Source organism: Trinickia mobilis (genome assembly GCF_017315705.1).
GTDB classification, from domain to species: Bacteria; Pseudomonadota; Gammaproteobacteria; order Burkholderiales; family Burkholderiaceae; genus Trinickia_A; species Trinickia_A mobilis.
The window spans coordinates 64074-82219 of record NZ_JAFLRF010000002.1 but is presented as its reverse complement, the minus strand read 5'-3'; the positions used below and the strand labels follow the sequence as shown (position 1 = coordinate 82219).

Annotated in this window: 13 protein-coding genes and 2 pseudogenes; 8 read left to right on the top strand and 7 right to left on the bottom strand. The window is 57.7% G+C overall.

The annotated features are described in order from the left end of the window. The 3 genes from J3489_RS03185 to J3489_RS03175 are packed head-to-tail and all read right to left on the bottom strand — an operon-like array spanning nt 1 to nt 2805. A complete protein-coding gene (locus J3489_RS03185) occupies nt 1-1128 on the bottom strand; it encodes an LLM class flavin-dependent oxidoreductase (RefSeq protein ID WP_206996229.1) in 1128 nt (375 codons plus the stop codon). Nucleotides 1129-1154: 26 nt separating this feature from the next. Beyond that, nucleotides 1155-1685 (bottom strand): flavin reductase family protein, encoded by a 531-nt coding sequence (locus tag J3489_RS03180; RefSeq protein ID WP_206996227.1) that lies wholly within the window; start codon nt 1683-1685, stop codon nt 1155-1157. Between the two features lie 49 nt (nt 1686-1734). After that, nucleotides 1735-2805 (bottom strand): aldo/keto reductase, encoded by a 1071-nt coding sequence (locus J3489_RS03175; protein ID WP_242539749.1) that lies wholly within the window; start codon nt 2803-2805, stop codon nt 1735-1737. Between the two features lie 484 nt (nt 2806-3289). On the opposite strand from J3489_RS03175, the gene J3489_RS03170 reads away from it, so the two are divergent. Both J3489_RS03170 and J3489_RS03165 read left to right on the top strand, forming a co-directional pair. Then, nucleotides 3290-3760: a sigma-54-dependent transcriptional regulator family protein gene (locus tag J3489_RS03170; RefSeq protein WP_206996216.1), complete on the top strand. Its 471-nt coding sequence runs from the start codon at nt 3290-3292 to the stop codon at nt 3758-3760. A gap of 373 nt (nt 3761-4133) precedes the next feature. Beyond that, the gene (locus J3489_RS03165; protein WP_206996214.1) at nt 4134-4736 is read left to right on the top strand and encodes an NADPH-dependent F420 reductase; all 603 of its coding nucleotides are present in this window, start codon (nt 4134-4136) and stop codon (nt 4734-4736) included. Between the two features lie 756 nt (nt 4737-5492). On the opposite strand, the gene J3489_RS03160 is transcribed toward J3489_RS03165, so the two are convergent. Next, nucleotides 5493-5654 carry a hypothetical protein gene (locus J3489_RS03160; protein WP_206996212.1) on the bottom strand — a complete coding sequence of 54 codons (162 nt, stop codon included), beginning with the start codon at nt 5652-5654 and terminating at the stop codon, nt 5493-5495. 200 nt (nt 5655-5854) lie between these two features. Between J3489_RS03160 and J3489_RS03155 the strand changes: the two genes are divergently transcribed. The 5 genes from J3489_RS03155 to J3489_RS03135 all read left to right on the top strand — a co-directional run bounded on the left by J3489_RS03155 (nt 5855) and on the right by J3489_RS03135 (nt 13786). Further along, nucleotides 5855-6676 carry an alpha/beta hydrolase gene (locus tag J3489_RS03155; protein WP_206996210.1) on the top strand — a complete coding sequence of 274 codons (822 nt, stop codon included), beginning with the start codon at nt 5855-5857 and terminating at the stop codon, nt 6674-6676. A 29-nt stretch (nt 6677-6705) separates the two neighbouring features. After that, on the top strand, nt 6706-7881 hold the full coding sequence (locus J3489_RS03150; RefSeq protein WP_206996202.1) for an efflux RND transporter periplasmic adaptor subunit: 1176 nt from the start codon (nt 6706-6708) through the stop codon (nt 7879-7881). A 45-nt stretch (nt 7882-7926) separates the two neighbouring features. After that, entirely contained in the window at nt 7927-11121 is a 3195-nt protein-coding gene (locus J3489_RS03145; protein WP_206996201.1) for an efflux RND transporter permease subunit, read from the top strand. A gap of 7 nt (nt 11122-11128) precedes the next feature. After that, entirely contained in the window at nt 11129-12652 is a 1524-nt protein-coding gene (locus J3489_RS03140; RefSeq protein WP_206996198.1) for an efflux transporter outer membrane subunit, read from the top strand. A 72-nt stretch (nt 12653-12724) separates the two neighbouring features. Next, the gene (locus J3489_RS03135) at nt 12725-13786 is read left to right on the top strand and encodes a zinc-binding dehydrogenase (RefSeq protein ID WP_206996196.1); all 1062 of its coding nucleotides are present in this window, start codon (nt 12725-12727) and stop codon (nt 13784-13786) included. 413 nt (nt 13787-14199) lie between these two features. Here the strand turns inward: J3489_RS03135 and J3489_RS03130 are convergent, their stop codons facing one another. From J3489_RS03130 to J3489_RS38725, 3 genes and pseudogenes are all read right to left on the bottom strand, one after another. After that, the gene (locus J3489_RS03130) at nt 14200-14808 is read right to left on the bottom strand and encodes a TetR/AcrR family transcriptional regulator (protein WP_242539748.1); all 609 of its coding nucleotides are present in this window, start codon (nt 14806-14808) and stop codon (nt 14200-14202) included. A gap of 343 nt (nt 14809-15151) precedes the next feature. Then, a pseudogene (locus J3489_RS03125) lies at nt 15152-16048 on the bottom strand (LysR family transcriptional regulator); the annotation flags it as partial. Nucleotides 16049-16453: 405 nt separating this feature from the next. Beyond that, nucleotides 16454-16807 (bottom strand): annotated as a pseudogene (locus J3489_RS38725) (carboxymuconolactone decarboxylase family protein); the annotation flags it as partial. Between the two features lie 961 nt (nt 16808-17768). Between J3489_RS38725 and J3489_RS03110 the strand changes: the two are divergent. After that, nucleotides 17769-17966, top strand: coding sequence for a hypothetical protein (locus J3489_RS03110; RefSeq protein WP_206996190.1), 198 nt, complete (start codon nt 17769-17771; stop codon nt 17964-17966). The last annotated feature ends 180 nt before the right edge of the window (nt 17967-18146 follow it).

Below are 18146 nucleotides of genomic sequence, written 5' to 3'. Positions count from 1 at the left end.
TCAGGTATCCGAAGTTGCCATCAGCGTTTCCTGCCTGGCGGCATACGACCGCAGCTTCGGCATGACATCGAGCGCCAGATGTCGCATCGTTTTCAGTTGACGCTCGAGTTCCGGCCCCGACCCATCAGGCGACGACATGAGCAAACCGCCAAAAGGACCGACACGCTCGCGAAATGCAGCGAGCTTCTCCGTGACCGTTGCCGGAGATCCATAGATCGTCATGCTTCTGATGAGGTCTTCCGTGGTGAGCGAATCGTCTTGCGAGTTTGGGTCTTCCTTCATCACGACCGTATAGTTGGCCCGTTTCATGACCGTCCAGAGATAGTCAAAGTAGTAGTAGAGGCTACCCTTGGGATCGAGTACGGCGTCGAGCGCTTCCTGCTCGCTGTCGGCTATGACGATGTTGCGTGCCACGAGCCAGTCCTTTCCGTCTGGTGCGCGTCCCACGGCTTCAAATCCTTTGACGTATTTCTTGAAATGGCTCGCCACGATGTACTCAGGGCAGAAGTTGGCGCTGATCGGCATCCAGCCGCGTTCGGCCGCCGTTTTGACGGTACTCGAATACGGCGACATCGCAGACATCGCGATCGGCGGAAGGGGCCGCTGGTAGGGCTTCGGCATGTAGCCGATTCCAAGCGAAGGAACAATCGACTCGGTGATCTTGACCTGCCAGTACTTGCCCTGAATGTCGTAGGGCGGGTCCTGTTGCCAGATCCTGGTAATGATATCGATCGACTCCAGGAGCTTTTCGGTTCGCACCTTGCCGTCGGTATTGCCAAACAGTTCGTGGTCGCTTGACAGGCCGGACGGACCGATGCCGAACATGAAGCGCCCCTCCGACATATGGTCGAATTGCGCGGCTTCAGCGGCAACGATTACAGGATTGTGATTCGGCAAGGCGACAACCCCCGTACCGAAAACGATGTTCTTGGTCTGCGGCAAGAGCGAAGCCATGAACATCATGGGCGCTGCGATGGGTTCCGTTGTCGCGGAGAAGTGTTCGCCTACCCATGCCTGATCAAACCCAAGCTTGTCGGCGTAAATGATTTTCCGGGCGTTCTCCTTCAGCGTTTCGTGGAAGGGACGATTTGCCGGATGGAGCGGCATTTGGAAAAGGCCGAGTTTCACAGTAGTCTCCAGAATAGATTGATGATTTACGCAGCGGTCTGAATTTCAACCCGGGTGCCGTTGTGCCAGACAAAGGGACCCGTCGTGTTGCCCAGGGCGACTTCGAAGACCCGGCCGATGAACACGGTGTGCGTGCCGTATCTCAAGGAGCCGTCTTCCTCGCAAAAAATGGACGCCTGTGCCGTACGGAGGTAAGGAAGACCTCGCGTCCCCCGTACCCACTGTTGCGACGCAAAGCGGTGTTCGCGCATTGCGGAACTGGAAAACGCCTCGACGACCGGACCATGGTCGGACGTCAGGACGTTGATGCAGAATGCTCTTTTTGCCTTCAGCCGCTCAGCAATGCTTGCCGAATCGTTGACGGCAATGAGCATCGACGGCGGATCGAAAGATACGGAAACGACGGCCGACGCAGCCATGCCGTGAGGCTTGCCGGCCTCGTCGCATGTTGTGATCACACATACCGAGCTTGCCATGCCCCGCAGGGCGGCCTTGAATGCGGGAAGGACATTCGAGCAGTCGATAACCGCTCGCTTTGCTTCAAAGATTTCGGACATTTTCAGTCACCGTCGTAAGAGGCTTGTTGCAACGTGCGCCTGCCATCGATCAGGTGGTCCGAGCCACTTCTGATGCCGCATTGCGCGAGGGGAGCAGCGGCACTTCTTCAGGGATGAGTCGGCGTTCCTTGAGTTCGTCCCAGAACGAAGCCGGAATGGGTGCCGATAGCGCGGCGATGTTCTGAGTGACTTCGCCGACGTTTTTGGCTCCAAGCGCCAGGCTGGATACGGCTGGGTGGGAATAGACGAACTGAACGGCGGCTTGCGGCAAGGCTACGTTGTGCTTCGCGCAGACCTCTTCAAGAGACCGAACTCGGGAAAGAATGTCGTCCGGTGCTGCCTGATAATCGTAACTTCGGATTACCGCACGGGTGCCGGCGCCCAGGATCCCCGAGTTAAAGACGCCTGCGCCGATCACCGAGATCTTGCGCCGGATACATTCCGGAAAGAAGTGCGTTAGCGGCTCGTGATTGAGCAGGGTATATCGGCCGGCGAGCAGGCAGCAGTCGAGATCGAATTCATCAGCCATCTCGAGAACGGCCGCTGTTTCGTTCACGCCGATCCCGATTGCCTTCGTGCAGCCACTGCGGCGAAGTTCATCGAGCGCGCGCAAGCCACCACTCGTCAGCTGTTTCCAATAGATTGCGTTCTTTTCGCCGTGGGCGAGGCGACCGATGTCGTGTACCAAGATGACGTCGATAAAGTCCAGTCCCAGTCGTTGCTGACTGTCTTCGAATGAACGCATGATTCCGTCGTATGAGTAATCGAACTCTTCTGCGAACGGCAGCGCGTCTATCCAGTCGATTCCAAAGATGACGTCGCCCTTCGTCGCCCGGCTGACGGGCTTCAGCAAGCGACCGACCTTTGTGCTGACAACGACATTTGATCTGATGCCGTGGGTGCGAAGAAAGTGACCGAGGAAGTGCTCGACCTTCCCGAGGCCATACATCGGAGCACAATCGAAATAGCGTATGCCCTGCTGGTACGCGCTCAACAACGTGCTCTCGAACTGCGCATAGTCCACGCCTACGCCAAAGCCAGCCAGAGGCACCGTTCCCAATCCGATCGCGGTGACATTCACGCTGGACTTGCCAAGTGCGCGTGTTTCGAGGTTTCTCATCTTCGTCTCCTTCATGTTCTCGCCGGAGCGGTTGCAGTCAGGACTGCGGTGTGTTGATTCAAAGTCGCTTACATGATGGCGAGGCACTGCGCTGCGTCAGGCAGTTAAAACGAGCGTCTTCCCGTTCACCGGTTCGATTCGGAATGCGGCAACGCGATCGAACCGTGTGCGCCTTGCCTTCGCACACGACATCCGCATGCATCGTGCCAGCGCAAATAATCGACAGATAATCAACCACTTAGGGTTTTGCGCCAGGGTGTGGCGCGACACTAGCGCGACACTGGAACGTCGCAAGTGCGACAGCAGTCCGAGGCCCGGACGAGGTCATCCGCTCGTCTGGCCCCGCCAGAAAGGCTGATGAGGGCAATTCCGGATTGCGTTTCACCACGCCGATGCGAAAGTCGGGCCTTTGCGCTTGGATTTTCTGGCCCGCAGTATTCAGAGGCATCGGCAGCCGAAACGGCGTAATCACGGAATCGATTCAATGAACACGTCTTCCCACGCAATTGGCGTGCTGACTCAACTGGCTCGGCCGGCGGCACTCGATGGGGTGCACACGTTTCCAGACACGGTCCGCTCGTCCTGGGAACGGTGCATTACGAACTATGGGCTGCAGCCGGACCGGGTGCCGGAGGCGAGAATTCTGGAAGGCGACGCGTACAAGGACGTGCTAGGTCCTTTGGACGAGCTCCTTATGGTGGCCCGACCGGAAGTCGACCGCCTGTATTCGCGGCTCGAATCTCAGGATTATCTGGTCTCACTAGCCCAACGAGATGGTGTACTCGTTGCGTTGCGTTGCCCCGAAGCGCTTCTGAGCCGCGTGACGAGTCATCATTTGATTCTTGGTAGCGTATGGGGCGAGTCTCACCAGGGAACCAATGGAATCGGCACGTGCATTCAAGAAAGGCAGGCCGTGTCCGTCGTGATGGGAGATCATTTCGGCAGTCATCTATAGAGGCGAACCTATGATGCCATAAAAGAGTGATCGCTCCAATATTGCTGTCCGAATGAAAAGTGGATGGCGGTGCAGCGAGCTCGCTCAAAAGCGCACCCACGACACCAGTCGAGCGTCGCCGCGCAAAAACTCGTTCGCAGATGCACCACGAAGCGACGGGCAATTGTTTTCCCGCCTCTCAGGGGGGAGACATTGAGGGCGCGTAGCTGGTCGGCTGGCAATTCGAACTTTGTACCCGTGTAATGCCGAGTCTGGCAAACCGCTGAAGTTCGTGGACACCCAGCGCACGTTTTACTGAACAGACCGTTTTCCAGGAGCCATGCTCCTATGCGGGCATGGTTTTATCGAGTCAGATTGCCGAACAGGAGTCGACATGAAGATTGGTTTCATTGGAGCCGGCGCTGTAGCGCGGTCTATTGCCAAAAGCGCCATTCAGGCTGAGCACGAGGTTCTCTTGAGCGCGCGGCGTGGACCGCAGGGTTTGCGCGATATCGTGGGCGTACTCGGTACGAAGGCTTCGGCAGTGTCAGTGGAGGAGGCGGCTCGGCTCGAAATGGTCGTGCTTGCCGTTCCGTGGCTTCAAGTTCCAGCAGCTCTAGAAGGTTTGCCGAATTGGGAAGGCCGCATTCTGGTGGATACAACCAACCCTTTTGCGCAGGTCGAACCTGAGCTCGTACTGGCGGACCTGGGCGGTACAGGTGCTAGCGAGCTTGTTGCGGCACTCGCACCTGGGGCTCGGGTAGTCAAGGCGTTCAACGCCATCCGTATGGAACACTACGACAAGGGCCCGCAGTTTCATGGGGGAAAGCGCGTCATCTTTGTCTCGGGTGACGACCAGGACGCAAAGGCCGTGGTGATTGGCCTCGTCGAACAGTTTGGCTACGCGTCCGTGGATCTTGGCGGTCTCGTTGCCGGCGGTCGCATGCAGCAAGCCGGTGGTCCGATCGCTGGTCGCGACTGGGTCGTGGCTCCGTAGATCGCTTTACTCCTGGGAATTCGCGGGATAGGTTGGAATCGGACATCTCGCTTCAATGCCACGGCGTGGGCGCCGATTATCTAACCGCGCGAGTACGGTCATTCTGGGACAGGAAGATTGTGCGTACTCGCTGATTCTGTGATTAGAGACGTGGCATGCACTGCGCGTAACTTTTCCGTCCGCAATTGTCAGTCATAGTCCCATCCAGACGTTTTATTTCGACGATAGATTCCTGATGCGTCGCCAAGACTACACGCTGGATATTGCGGGCGGTGTAAACGTTGCGAATTACGCATATGATTTGTCGAACTCGAACGGCCTGTTGATTCCGAATCGGAGAAGAGCGTATCTCTGCGACGATAGTTACCGGGTAATGGAAGACAGGCTTCTTATCTGGATCGACTATACGGACATCGAATTCAGCTAGCGCCCACGGTATGCTGAGGTTGCGGCAATCATAGTGGGAATGGTGCCGGGTCCTTGCGCGACCGGACCGAAGTCATCCAACTGGCTCGCCCGGAGCGCGCAGTCGCCTTCTTCGTGGATCAGGTCCACAGGCGGGTTCCTGAAAAGGCAGCTTGAGTTCAACGTTGGGTATCGCTCACGGCACTCTATACGTGTCATGACAAGCACCCGCCCCTATGCATATCGACTCTGAATTTGCCGCGAACACCCGTGGCTCTACTGGTTAGCCTTTCGTTCGTCTCATCGATATCGATGAGGGTACGCACACAGCGCTCGTAACATTCCGCGCCATCAGGTGCAGCTTGATGTGGCGCGTCGTCCGTTGCACGAGACGAACAGGCAGAGAGCCTCCAGCTTCTGCATGATTGTTGCGGCCAACGCGTGCGGAATTCCTTGAGCCTCCGCCGAGCATGCGAAGCCGTTCATCTCCACGACCTTGGTGAAGACCTGCATCGCCAGGTGCCTGTCCATATTCGATTACCCCATACAAACTGGCCGCATATCCCGGACGTGCGGAAAGAATAGCTCGCGGATGAAGCTGATTCTTCGGTTGGCGTGAATTGTGTTCTGAATTACAACCATTTATCTGTTTGCGGTCCGCAATCACAATCCACCCTATCGAAACATCCGGGAAGGCACTAGGCCTGAAAGGTATGAAATCCAATGTCGAACAGGTAATCGAAATTCGGGACGTGGAACTGGACGGCCACGTAAAGGCGATCCGATTGCGTACGTATCGTCTCCCAATCAAGCGCGGCGCGACGCCTGTCATCTTCTTCTTTCACGGCGGCGGCTTTGTTAAGGGGACGCCCGAGCAGGCCGACACGATTTGCTCCCAACTGGCTACGGAAGCGCAGGCCCTGGTGGTATCCGTGGGTTATTCGCTGGCGCCTAAATTCCCATTTCCTACCGCGCTTTGCGACGGATACTGTGCTGCACAGTGGGTTGTGGCCAACGCACGTCCACTTTCCGCAGACGTAAAACGTATGGCTGTGGCTGGACATGACGCCGGCGGCAATCTGGCTGCGGGCCTGGCGGCCATGGTGCGTGACCAAGCCGAATTCCGGTTTTCGGCTCAAGCGCTTCTTGCACCACTGCTCGATCCGAGCATGACGCGCATCGCCGATCTGGGTGGCGATATAAATCCAGATATGTATGTAGAAGAGTGTGCGTATGGCTACAGGGCATATCTGCCGTTCATGTCTCACCGGCTGCATCCGTACGCCGCACCGATCGAGTCCCGCCGCCTGAAGGGCCTGCCTGCTGCATTCATTGCCAGCGCGGAGAACGACCTGATGCACGTGGAAGCAGAGAAGTACGCTGCAGAACTGATCTCCGCGGGCGTACCCACGACGGTTACGCGCTACCAGAACGTCGCGCACAACGAACTGGCGTCACGACAGGAGGTGCTCGCTGACGTTGCCGCGTTCTTCAACAGGATATTCGGCGCGACTTCAGAGCGATCCCGATCCTGATTCATATCACCAGTAAATGGGAGTTTGAAATGGTCTTCAAGCGCAAGCTGGTTGCCGCCAGCGCGATTTCCCTGGCGGTCATCGCCGGCGTTGGCGCGATGTATCACACGTCCGGTGGCGCACCCGTCCCCGAGGCGGCCGCCGCTGCAGCGCCGCCCGCAGCGGACGTTGATGTTGCGACTGTTGTCTCGCGGTCCATCACCGACTATCAGGAGTACTCGGGTCGAATCGAGGCCATCAACGATGTAGAGATTCGGCCCCTCGTTTCGGGAACGATCGTCGCCGTCCATTTCCAGGACGGCGCGATGGTCAAGAAGGGAGACCTGCTTTTTACCATCGACCCGCGTCCGTATCAGGCGGAGGTCGATCGGGCAGCAGCGCAACTCGCTTCGGCGGAGTCCCGCAGCGGATATGCCTCGACTGATTGGGAGCGTGCCCAGAGACTGCTGACCGACAATGCAATCGCCAAACGCGACTATGACGAGGCGCAGAACGCCAACCGTGAAGACATGGCAGGTGTGAAGGCCGCGAAAGCAGCGCTTGAAGCGGCACAGATCAATCTGGGCTACACGGCAATTACGGCGCCCGTGTCCGGGCGTGTCTCTCGTGCGTTGCTAACAGTCGGAAACGTGGTTTCTACAGGGACGAACGCTCCCGTGATGACGACCTTGGTTTCGATGTCACCCATCTATGCGTCGTTTGACGTCGACGAGCGGACGTACCTGCGTTTTCTCAGCCACGACTCGAAGGTGACGGTTCCGACCTGGATTGGCCTGGCCAACGAGACGGGCTATTCCCGACAGGGCGTGATCGATTCCGTGGACAACCGGCTTGACACTAGTTCCGGGACGATTCGTGTGCGCGCGCGCTTTGACAACGCGGACGGCGTGCTGGTACCGGGGCTCTATGTTCGGGCTCGCGTTGGTGGTGGCGCGCCGCATCAAGCAGTGCTGGTCAGTGACGCAGCAATCCAGACCGATCAGGAAAAGAAGTTCGTGCTGCTGGTGGACAAGGAAGACAAGGTCCAGTACCGGGAAGTGAAGCTGGGTGACCAGCATCGGGGCTTGCGCGTCATCACCAGTGGGCTGCAGCCGGGTGACCGCATTGTGGTGAACGGCATGCAGCGAGTCCGTCCGGGCGACCCCGTCAAGCCGAACCTCGTGCAGATGTCGGGCGACGCCGCTTCCGCGGCGGGCGCTTCCTGAGTGCGCACGTTCCACAACGCGCTTCGTACCTAGCCAGAGACTGTCATGAACCTCTCCAAATTTTTCATCGAGCGTCCGATATTTGCGGCGGTCCTGTCAGCAGCGATTCTGCTGGCGGGTCTGATCGCCATGGTCAATCTGCCCATATCGGAATATCCCAATGTCGTACCGCCGTCCGTCGTGGTGACGGCGCAATACCCCGGCGCTAACCCCAAGGTTATCGCTGACTCGGTTGCTTCGCCGCTTGAAGAACAGATCAACGGTGTCGAGAACATGCTGTACATGCAGTCGCAGGCCAATAGCGACGGCACGCTCACGTTGACAATCACGTTCAAGCTTGGGACGAATCCTGACCTTGCACAGCAGCAGGTAGAGACCCGGGTGAACCAGGCGTTGCCTCGCTTGCCTGAAGACGTGCAGCGCCTTGGGGTGACGACCGTCAAGTCGTCCCCGACGCTTACCATGGTTGTCCACCTTATTTCGCCGAGCGAGAAATACAACGGCACGTATCTGCGGAACTATGCGCTCATCAACGTTCGTGACCGTCTGGAGCGTATTCCTGGCGTTGGTCAGGTCACCTTGTGGGGTTCCGGCGACTACTCCATGCGCGTCTGGGTCGATCCGCAGAAGGTGGCCGAGCACAATATGACCGCAAACGACGTAGTGACGGCGATTCGGGCACAGAACCTCCAGATTGCTGCCGGTCAGATAGGCGCGTCTCCGTCGACTCCGGATGTACCGCTGCAGCTTAACGTGAATGCACAGGGCCGGCTTCATACGGAAGACGAGTTCCGCGATATCGTCCTGAAGACATCACCCGATGGCGCCGTGACGCGACTCAAGGACGTCGCACGCGTCGAATTGGGCGCGTCTGAATACGCACGCCGCTCGCTACTGAGCAACAAGTCGGCAGTCGCGATGGCGATCTTTGAACTGCCGGGCGCGAACTCTTTGGATATTTCGCAACACGTTCGGGAACAAATGAAGGCGCTCCAGGCCGATATGCCGGAAGGCGTGAAGTATGAGATCGTCTATGACCCGACGCAGTTCGTGCGAGCGAGTATCCATGCGGTGATTCACACGCTGCTGGAAGCTGTCGCACTGGTCGTGCTGGTGGTCATCGTATTTCTGCAATCATGGCGCGCATCGATCATCCCGCTGATCGCCGTACCTGTGTCGATAGTCGGGACGTTCTCGCTGATGCTTGCTTTTGGCTTCTCGGTGAACGCTTTGTCGCTCTTCGGCATGGTGCTCGCCATCGGCATCGTGGTCGACGACGCGATTGTGGTGGTCGAAAACGTCGAGCGCAACATCGCCACGGGCCTGTCTCCAAAGGAGGCAACCCACCAGGCCATGCAGGAGGTGAGCGGGCCGATTATCGCAATCGCTTTGACGCTGATTGCCGTGTTTGTGCCGCTCGCGTTCATGAGTGGTCTGACGGGCCAGTTCTACAAGCAGTTCGCGATGACCATTGCAATTTCGACGGTCATTTCTGCCTTCAACTCGCTCACGCTTTCACCGGCTCTTTCCGCTTTGCTGCTTAAGGGGCATCACGAGCCGAAGGATTGGCTCTCGCGCGCCATGGACAAGGTGTTCGGACCGTTCTTCAACGCGTTCAACAACGTATTTCACCGCGGCTCTGAATCGTACAGCCGAGGGGTAGCCAGGGTTGTCAACCGCAAGGTCATCATCCTCGTCATCTACGCCGTCTTGCTGGGATTGACGGTTCTCATGGGAAAAGTTGTGCCGGGTGGGTTTGTTCCGGTCCAGGACAAGCAGTACCTGGTCGCAATCGTGCAACTGCCCAACGGCGCCTCCCTCGACCGGACCGAAGAGGTCGTGCGACAAGTTGGCGACGTCGCGCTGAAGACGCCAGGCGTCGAGGCAGCCGTGCAGTTCCCGGGCCTGTCCGTCAACGGTTTCACTAACTCGTCGAGTTCGGCGGTCATCTTCTTGGGCGAAACGCCCTTCGAAGAGCGTAAGAGCAAGTCACTGACCGGTCTGAGCATTGCTGCAGAACTGAACAAGCGACTCTCGGGGATCAAGGGGGCGTACGTCGCAGTCTTCCCGCCGCCGCCGGTTTTGGGCCTGGGCACGCTTGGTGGCTTCAAGCTTCAGATTGAAGATCAGCAGGCCCAGGGCTATACCGCGCTCGACAACGCTACCCAGGCTTTCCTCAAGGAGGCAGCGAAAGCGCCGGAGCTCGGTCCGTCGTTCTCCACGTATCAGATCAACGTGCCGCAGGTGAATGTCGATATTGACCGCGTGAAGGCCATGCAGCTCGGCGTGTCCGTACCCGACATCTTCGAGACTATGCAGGTCTATCTCGGTTCGTTCTACGTGAATGACTTCAACCGTTTCGGCCGTGTGTACCAGGTGCGGGTGCAGGCGGATGCACCATTCCGCGCACATACGGACGACATCGGATTGCTGAAGACGCGTAACGATAAGGGTGAGATGGTGCCGCTGTCGACTCTTGTGAAGGTCACCCCGACCTATGGTCCTGATTCGGTCGTCCGATACAACGGCTACACCTCTGCTGACATCAATGGCGGTCCCGCACCGGGTTACTCGTCGGGGCAGGCGCAGGCCGCCATCGACAGGATTGCCGCCAAGACGTTGCCGCGCGGCATGAAGTTCGAGTGGACTGACCTGACTTATCAGCAGATTCTTGCTGGCAACGCTGCTCTCTGGGTGTTCCCTATCAGCGTTCTGCTTGTCTACATGGTGCTGGCAGCGATGTATGAAAGCCTGACATTGCCTCTGGCCATTCTGATGATTGTCCCCATGAGCGTGCTTTCAGCGCTGCTCGGAGTCTGGTTGACTCGCGGAGACAACAACATCTTCACGCAGATTGGCCTCATGGTGCTTGTCGGATTGTCGGCGAAGAATGCGATTCTCATTGTCGAGTTCGCTCGCGAGCTGGAGATGGAAGGGCGCTCGATCGTCCAGGCCGCCATCGAGGCTAGCCGGCTGCGTTTGCGGCCAATCCTGATGACATCCTTCGCGTTCATCATGGGCGTGGTGCCGCTGGTCGTCTCAAGTGGCGCAGGTTCGGAGATGCGTCATGCCATAGGTATCGCCGTGTTCTTCGGGATGCTTGGGGTGACCTTGTTCGGGTTGCTGCTTACGCCCGTCTTCTATGTGGTTCTGCGAAAGCTCGCAAGGACAGAGCACATCGTGGACAAGCACGGACATCACCCGCACGTGCGCGGTGTCGATGCCTCGGTTGAAGCGTGAGGTCACCATGTCGACAAATAAAGTGAAGCGCGTTCTTTGGGGTTCGTTGACGCTTTTGAGCGCAGCACTGCTGTCAGCAGGCTGCTCACTTGCGCCGGCGTACAGAACGCCAAACGTTGCTGACTCATCGGCGTTCAAGGAGGCACCAGCCACAACGGCCACGGCCGAAGCGGAAGGCGAGGCGGGAACCTGGAAAATCGCGCAGCCGTCCGACCAGATTCCTCGAGGAAAGTGGTGGGTGATTTTTGATGACGCCACCCTCAATGAGCTTGAAGACCAGGCGCTCGCCGCAAACCAGAACCTGGCTGCGGCAACTGCGCGGGTCAAGGAGGCTCGCGCGATCCAGCAGGCCACCCGCGCGGGCCTGTTTCCGACTATCGACGCAGGCTTTGGTCCAACACGAGAAAAGGTCTCGCCCGCGTCGCAATTCCAGCCCGATGGTGGAAATGTTCCGGCTCAGACGTTGTGGCGCGCTCAAGCAACCGCGAGTTATGAAGCGGACCTTTTCGGACGGGTGTCTGACGCGGTCAAGGCGAGTCGTGCAGAAAGCGAGGAATCGGAAGCGCTCCTGCGCTCGGTACAGCTTACCCTGCAGGCAGATGTCGCCGCGAACTACTTCAAGGTCCGCGAGTTGGACGCGGAACTGCAGGTCTATGCGCAAAACGTTTCGCTTCGTGAGCAGCAACTGAAACTCGTGCAATCGAAATTTGCGAATGGCGACATTGCCGAGCTCGATGTGGCCAGGGCTCGGGCCGAACTGGCAACTGCGCGCTCTGACGAGATGACGGCACAGCGACAACGGGCGACCGCCGAGCATAGTCTCGCGGTTCTTTTGGGCAAGGCGCCGTCGGAATTTTCGATGGCGTCGAGCCCGTTGCAAGCTGTTCAGATTCGGATTCCCCCGGGACTGCCGTCCGCGCTCCTTGAGCGGCGGCCAGATATTGCTGCGGCCGAGCGGGCAATGGCTGCAGCCAATGCGCGAGTCGGTGTAGCCAAGGCGGCCTATTTCCCGTCGCTATCGATAACCGGTAATGCCGGATTCGAGTCGGCGACGTTGGGAGACCTTTTCAAATGGTCCAGTCGAGCCTTTCTCCTCGGCCCTCTGGCTGGCACTGCCTTAACCGTGCCCATTTTCGACGGGGGCCGTCGCAAAGGAAACCTCGCAAACGCACGAGCCGTGTTCGACGAAGACGTTGCGAACTATCGTCAGCAGGTGCTTCAGGCGTTCCAGGAAGTCGAGGACAACCTGTCGGACCTGCGGATTCTTGAGCAGCAGACGCAAACCGAGAACGAGGCAGTACAGGCGTCGACGCGCGCTGCAGAGATTTCGCGCACCCAGTACAGGGATGGCGCCGTCAATTATCTGGACGTGATCGACGCTGAGCGCACGGTACTTCAGTCGCAGACGACGGCCGTTCAGCTTTCCGGGCTTCAGGCGGCTGCTACGGTAAACCTTATCCGCGCACTGGGTGGCGGGTGGGGCGATGCCGTAACCGTCGGATCTGCCGATACGCAACAACAGACCAAGTAGGTTTCGTGTTGCGTGTGTGCGCGGTGCATCAAGCATGCGTAGCGCACACGGAGCTTTTAATCAGGAGATGCTATGTCATCAAATCAGAAAGAAGCTGCAGATGTGGGCGTTTTCACTGCGATTGAACATGCGGAATATGGTAACCCCACTTCGGTCTTGCGCCTTGTCGCGCGTCCGATGTCCGAGGTTGAACCCGGGCCGCACGACGCACTTGTGCGCGTCTCAAAGCGCCCAATCCATCCGGGAGACCTCCTGATGATTGCCGGCGACAAACGCGGTGGAAGGGCGGCCCCGATCGCGGCGGAAGCGCCACGTACGCCGGGTTTTGAAGGCGTTGGCGTGATCGAAAAACTTGGGAACAATGCCGCGCAGCAAGGGCAGTTTGCTGTTGGGCAAAGAGTGATGTTCCTTTCCGGAGCGGCGCGAACATGGGCAACGTATTCAAAGGTTCCTGTCGCTTCTCTGGTCGCAGTTCCGGACGAAGTGAGCGACGGAGTAGCGGCACAAATTCTCATCAACACCATGACCGCTCAGGTCGTGCTTCGCGCCGGACACAACGCCTTGCCGGTCCCCGAATTGCCTGTTACGGTAATCCAGACGGCGGCAGGCTCATCGGTGATGCGTATCGTGACGGCCTTCGGACAGAAGATCGGCCTGACTTTGATTCGGCTTGTCCGGACAGAGGAGGGCGTCGAACTTCTCGAGGCGTCTTTGCCAGGCTCGCGGGTGATTGCGACAGAGGCGAGCGAGTGGAAGGAGCAGGTGCACTCCGCGATTGGGTCCAGCCCTGTGCACGTTATCTTCGACGCGGTCGGCGGAGCGATGGTTGATGGCCTCGTTTCGTTCCTCTCAGACGGGGGAACGTTCGTCAACTTTGGCTGGCTGGGCAATGGCGCGTCGGATCTGTCTGAGTTTGCGCCGAGAGGGTTGGCGTTTAAAGGCGTGGTCTTTACCGAATGGATGAACTTCTCTTTAGAGGAGCAGAAGCAACATCGCGACATGGCCATCCGGCTCGCCAAAGAAGCTCCTCACGTTTTCGCGATTGCGGGCGAGTATCCTCTTGTCGATTTCAGAAAAGCAATTGAACATGCGAGTGGACCAGGAAAGACTGGTGTGGTCCTTCTAACAAGCTAGGTCGGACCATAGCTCGATGCGATCGGCAGGCTGCATGGCCTGCCGGAACTTATCGGCATGAATGTCGGAGCTTGCCATCACCGAAATGAAAGATCAGCCGCCGAGCGGCTCTGTCGCGAAGCGCGCGTAATCAAGGCGTTGAACCACGCAGAGGTGGAGGACTTCTCAGCGGGTCCAAACGTTGGCGCACGGCGACGCGCTTCATTCGTTTCGGAAGACGACGTCCAGGCGAAACAGTTCGTCAAATGAACACCCGATCAGGCACAGGCTATGCGGTCATTGACTTGGGCAGACTCGAGGGGGCGGCTGAGTCCAGCTGGTTCGCGATTCGCTCGAGAGGTCGAACTTCGGCCGCTTTCCAGCATTGGCGTCTTCGACGGCGGGCGGCCGAAAACCCTGTCAAGGAATCCCTTCTATTTCCGACTGCGCTTCGTCGAAAGCAACTCGAGGACTTTCGTCAAAGTACCATCTAAAATCTGCTTTGAGAGTTTTGGGTCGGAGGCAGCACGGGAGAGCGTAATCGAGCCGACACATGCACTGAATATAAGCGCGGCTTCCGAACGCTTGCTTGCACTGTCTTCCGCAGGATGTACCTTCGATATCTGCTCAAGAATGTGCCTGACGCGGTTTGTGTAGATTTCGCGGGTCTCGTCGGTACTGCGGCTCATGTCGTTGGCCAGCGCCGAAATCGGGCAGCCGGTTGCGACAGTATCGCGGTGTGTTTCTGAAATATAGGTCCGCATCGCTTGGCGCGGGGCTGTCGCAATTGATGCTTCCCATGGGTCGATGTCACGCAGCGCATGCTCGAAAGCCTCAGCCACCAGCTCTTCTCTGGAGGAAAAATGCTTATAAAAACCACCAACGGTCAAGCCAGCTTCCTTCATCAGGTCAGCTATGCTGATACCCTCGATTCCAAGCTCGCGGAAACGCTTGGCGGCGACGTCGACAATACGCTGATGCGTGGCGATCTTGTCAGCTTGAGAATGTCCCATTATCTCGGCTCGATGCTTCAGGAGCTGCATTGTAATCCTCAGCGAAACAAAAGTCATTGAATTGGCTGAACTCTTGCGTTGATCACTGTGTTTTGGGAGCAGCGAGCCCGCGCTGACCGGTCGGACAACCGTGCCGGTGCCTAGCACACTCCAGCCCTGTCGCGATGCATACATCACCGCACCGATGGCGGTGTGTAGGCCGGATCAATCAGGATCAGTTCGGCACCAGACTTTGCGCCAGCCAACCTCCCTTCACATGCCGGGCGTCATGTCGGTCTCATTTCTGGAGGCGAGGTTGGCGAGCGGCGGTAGCGACGTCAGCGCGCGGCCGTTATCATCGACGCCGTCAACGACTTTTTTCTTTCTGTGGACGCAACTGGGATTGATCGAAGATTTCCGCTATCCACTCGACGAAGACCCGAACTTTGGGGGCAAGGTGCCGGTTGTGTGGGTATACGGCGGATAACGGCATGGAGCGGGCCTTCCACGGTTTCAGGATTTCCGTAAGCTCGCCTGAGGCCAGGTGTGACACGATCATGAAGAGAGGTGGCTGGATGATGCCTGCTCCGTGGAGTCCGCACATTACGTAGGCGTCAGCGTCATTGACAGAGAGGCTCCCGCCCATCTTGATTTCGGTGCTTTTGCCATGCGCTTCGAAGTTCAGTTCGGTAGTCCGGCCAGTACGACTTGAGAAATACTGTACTGCGATGTGTTGCTGCAGTTCTTCCAGCGAATGTGGTTCGCCATACCGCGCGAGATAAGACGGGCTCGCAGCAGTTACCGTGGAGAGCACGCCTAGCCGCCTCGCAACAAGGCTGGAATCTTCCAGCTTGCCGACCCGGATAGCGCAGTCCACACCTTCCTGAATCAGATCCACGGGACGGTCACCAAACCCAATCATGAGATCGACGTGAGGGTACTTGTGTCTGAACTCTTCAATGCGGGGCATCACCACGATACGACCGAGTGAGCTCGGCATGTCGATTCTCAGTTTTCCGCGGGGGCCTTTGCCCGCGTTGGCAAGACTGTGCTCCGTCTCGTCAATGTCAGCGAGGATACGCACGCAGCCTTCGTAGTACTCCGCGCCCTCGGGAGTAAGGTTAAGCCGGCGAGTGGTCCGTTGCATCAGGCGTACTTGCAGGTACGCCTCCAGGTTCTTAATGATGGTGGTTGCCGACGCATGTGGGATTTGCAATGCATCTGCCGCACGGGAGAAACTGTTCATCTCGACGACCTTGGTGAAGACCTTCATAGCCAGGAGCCTGTCCATATTCCCTTGCCTCACGCTCAGCGACATACCCCCGGGAAATCAAGCGGGGACGCAGTTGATACTTCTGCTGCCGTCAATATCCAGCTCATCTAATTGCTGTTTCTTCGGCGGTCTGCCCATTGTTTTCAATCCAAAAAATTTGCACCCTATAGGTACCGCTGGACGAATAAACCGAGCTTTCAAAAATACTCTACTTGCTTGCTTGGAACAATCAAATTAACGGTGAATGGTTCGTGGGCGCCCGTGTGAGTTTGAACAATGTGCACGCTTTCGCCGGCCTGTTGATCGATGGAAAAGGATCCGGAGTAACAGCGTCAATGCGTTGGTGTTACCTCGTGTATAGCCTATAGCCTTGGCCAATCCTTGTAGTGGGACGGGCTTCCACAATTCAACTTTACTTCGCGTTCATACTGGGTAGCGTTTCCAGTGAAGCTTCGTGAGTAGTCGCCGCCGTCCGGGGAAAACGCTGCCTCCCGGCGCGAGATTCACTTGGGTCAAAGGCCTTCGCTGGCGCTTGCCGGTGGATGATCTGGCGGCTGAGGGCTTGGTGCAAGCGAGCGCTTCCCGCGCTATCCTCATACACTCCGAACCGATTGACATGCCACGCCAAACGACAATCTGCCTGATTGCGGCGTGTATTTCCGCTTCGGTGACGCCACTGTTCAGAGCAGACCTGACTGCATTGGCGAAGTCATGGAGGCGTCCGGGTACTGCAGTCATCCCTAAACTCAGCCGGCTGCGCTCACGATAACCCAAGGTTTCGTCAGACCAACACTCTCATCAATAGTGTGCGGTAGCAAACTCTTCAAACAGCTGCACGCAGGGTCTGGGGGTCATCGAACGCCTCGTCGAGTTCCCGTTGGCTCGAAAGTTTCCGTTTTGTAGCCAGTCCTCGCACCAATAAATCATCGCTCATCGATAACTCTCCATTGACACTTTCGTCGGAGGAGATGTCGGACCATGTAACCTGCATGCCTGCGACGTTGCTGGCACTGCCGCTCGCGCTTTTATTCGTTCCGGACACTGGCCGTCGGCCGGCGATTGGTGAATGTATTCACCCACTTTGTCTCAATGTAACGATTTGCGAAAAAGCTGTTGTTAATCGCTCTCAATTCAGATTATGCAAGCAATTGAGCGTATCCGGTGTCGATTGTTCATTGCTCGGGCCGGAGTTGGTTGATCACACGGTCACTGCGACGGAACGACCTCTGAGAGGTATGCGAAGCGAAGCTCGGCCGAGACGGCGCCGAACAGCATCTGAGCCAGATTCCTGTCGGACGTTCCTCGTGCAAGCAGTGATGCGCCCACAAGTGCAGAGAGAATCGCAGCTGCCTTGCTAGCGCGAGAACGCCACGGACACCGCTTCCGCGATCAAGGCCTCTCTGGAGGGGAAATGCTTGTAGAAGCCTCCAACCGTATGCCGACTTCTTCCATTATTTCGGAGATGCTAACACCTTGGATTCCACGCTCGCGAAACCGTTTGGCCGCTACTTCGAGGATGCGCTTGTGGGTCCGCAACTTATCTGACTGAGAATGTCCCATGATGGCATTGTCGTCCTGTAGGCGTAAATCTGAATGATGAGTGTACGCCAGATAGATGGAGAATTGTCAATGGACCGACGGTGCATAGGCATAATGCTGTTTCTGCCCCTACCGGTTGAGTGGAGGAATTTCGTTGGGCAGTGGCTTGAGCAGGCTCGGTAGCCGCTGGACGTCACTGATGTCACCTCGCCAGCAGGCGATCGGAGAGGCGTCGGAGGCGAGCGCAGCGCCGCGGCGCATCAAGCCGGTTGGAATTCCCACGATTGTGATTGGCGGTGTCGCGTTCTCTCGCGCCGTAGAGAAATCCGATCCCGAACTGTCGGGCGAGACTCTTTCTTCGGTACGCGAACTCGCCGCCAGCAGCGTAGGAGCGTGAGACGCAGCGTTGCGCCCGACAACCGTGGCATCAGCACGAGCGGATTCGTGCGCGAACGGGGCGTTGGGTGGGGCACGGTGCACACGATGCACACGGATGCGGCAACTTATAAAATGGGTTCAGGCTTGTCAGTAAAACCGGCGACCCCGTCAAAGATAGTAGGAACGGGTTTTCTATTCC

Coding starts and splice junctions, on each gene's coding strand:
- J3489_RS03180 (WP_206996227.1), bottom strand. CDS start 1,685: ATGTCCGAAATCTTTGAAGCAAAGCGAGCGGTTATCGACTGCTCGAAT.
- J3489_RS03175 (WP_242539749.1), bottom strand. CDS start 2,805: ATGAGAAACCTCGAAACACGCGCACTTGGCAAGTCCAGCGTGAATGTC.
- J3489_RS03170 (WP_206996216.1), top strand. CDS start 3,290: ATGAACACGTCTTCCCACGCAATTGGCGTGCTGACTCAACTGGCTCGG.
- J3489_RS03165 (WP_206996214.1), top strand. CDS start 4,134: ATGAAGATTGGTTTCATTGGAGCCGGCGCTGTAGCGCGGTCTATTGCC.
- J3489_RS03160 (WP_206996212.1), bottom strand. CDS start 5,654: ATGCAGGTCTTCACCAAGGTCGTGGAGATGAACGGCTTCGCATGCTCG.
- J3489_RS03155 (WP_206996210.1), top strand. CDS start 5,855: ATGAAATCCAATGTCGAACAGGTAATCGAAATTCGGGACGTGGAACTG.
- J3489_RS03150 (WP_206996202.1), top strand. CDS start 6,706: ATGGTCTTCAAGCGCAAGCTGGTTGCCGCCAGCGCGATTTCCCTGGCG.
- J3489_RS03145 (WP_206996201.1), top strand. CDS start 7,927: ATGAACCTCTCCAAATTTTTCATCGAGCGTCCGATATTTGCGGCGGTC.
- J3489_RS03140 (WP_206996198.1), top strand. CDS start 11,129: ATGTCGACAAATAAAGTGAAGCGCGTTCTTTGGGGTTCGTTGACGCTT.
- J3489_RS03135 (WP_206996196.1), top strand. CDS start 12,725: ATGTCATCAAATCAGAAAGAAGCTGCAGATGTGGGCGTTTTCACTGCG.
- J3489_RS03130 (WP_242539748.1), bottom strand. CDS start 14,808: ATGCAGCTCCTGAAGCATCGAGCCGAGATAATGGGACATTCTCAAGCT.
- J3489_RS03110 (WP_206996190.1), top strand. CDS start 17,769: ATGTCACCTCGCCAGCAGGCGATCGGAGAGGCGTCGGAGGCGAGCGCA.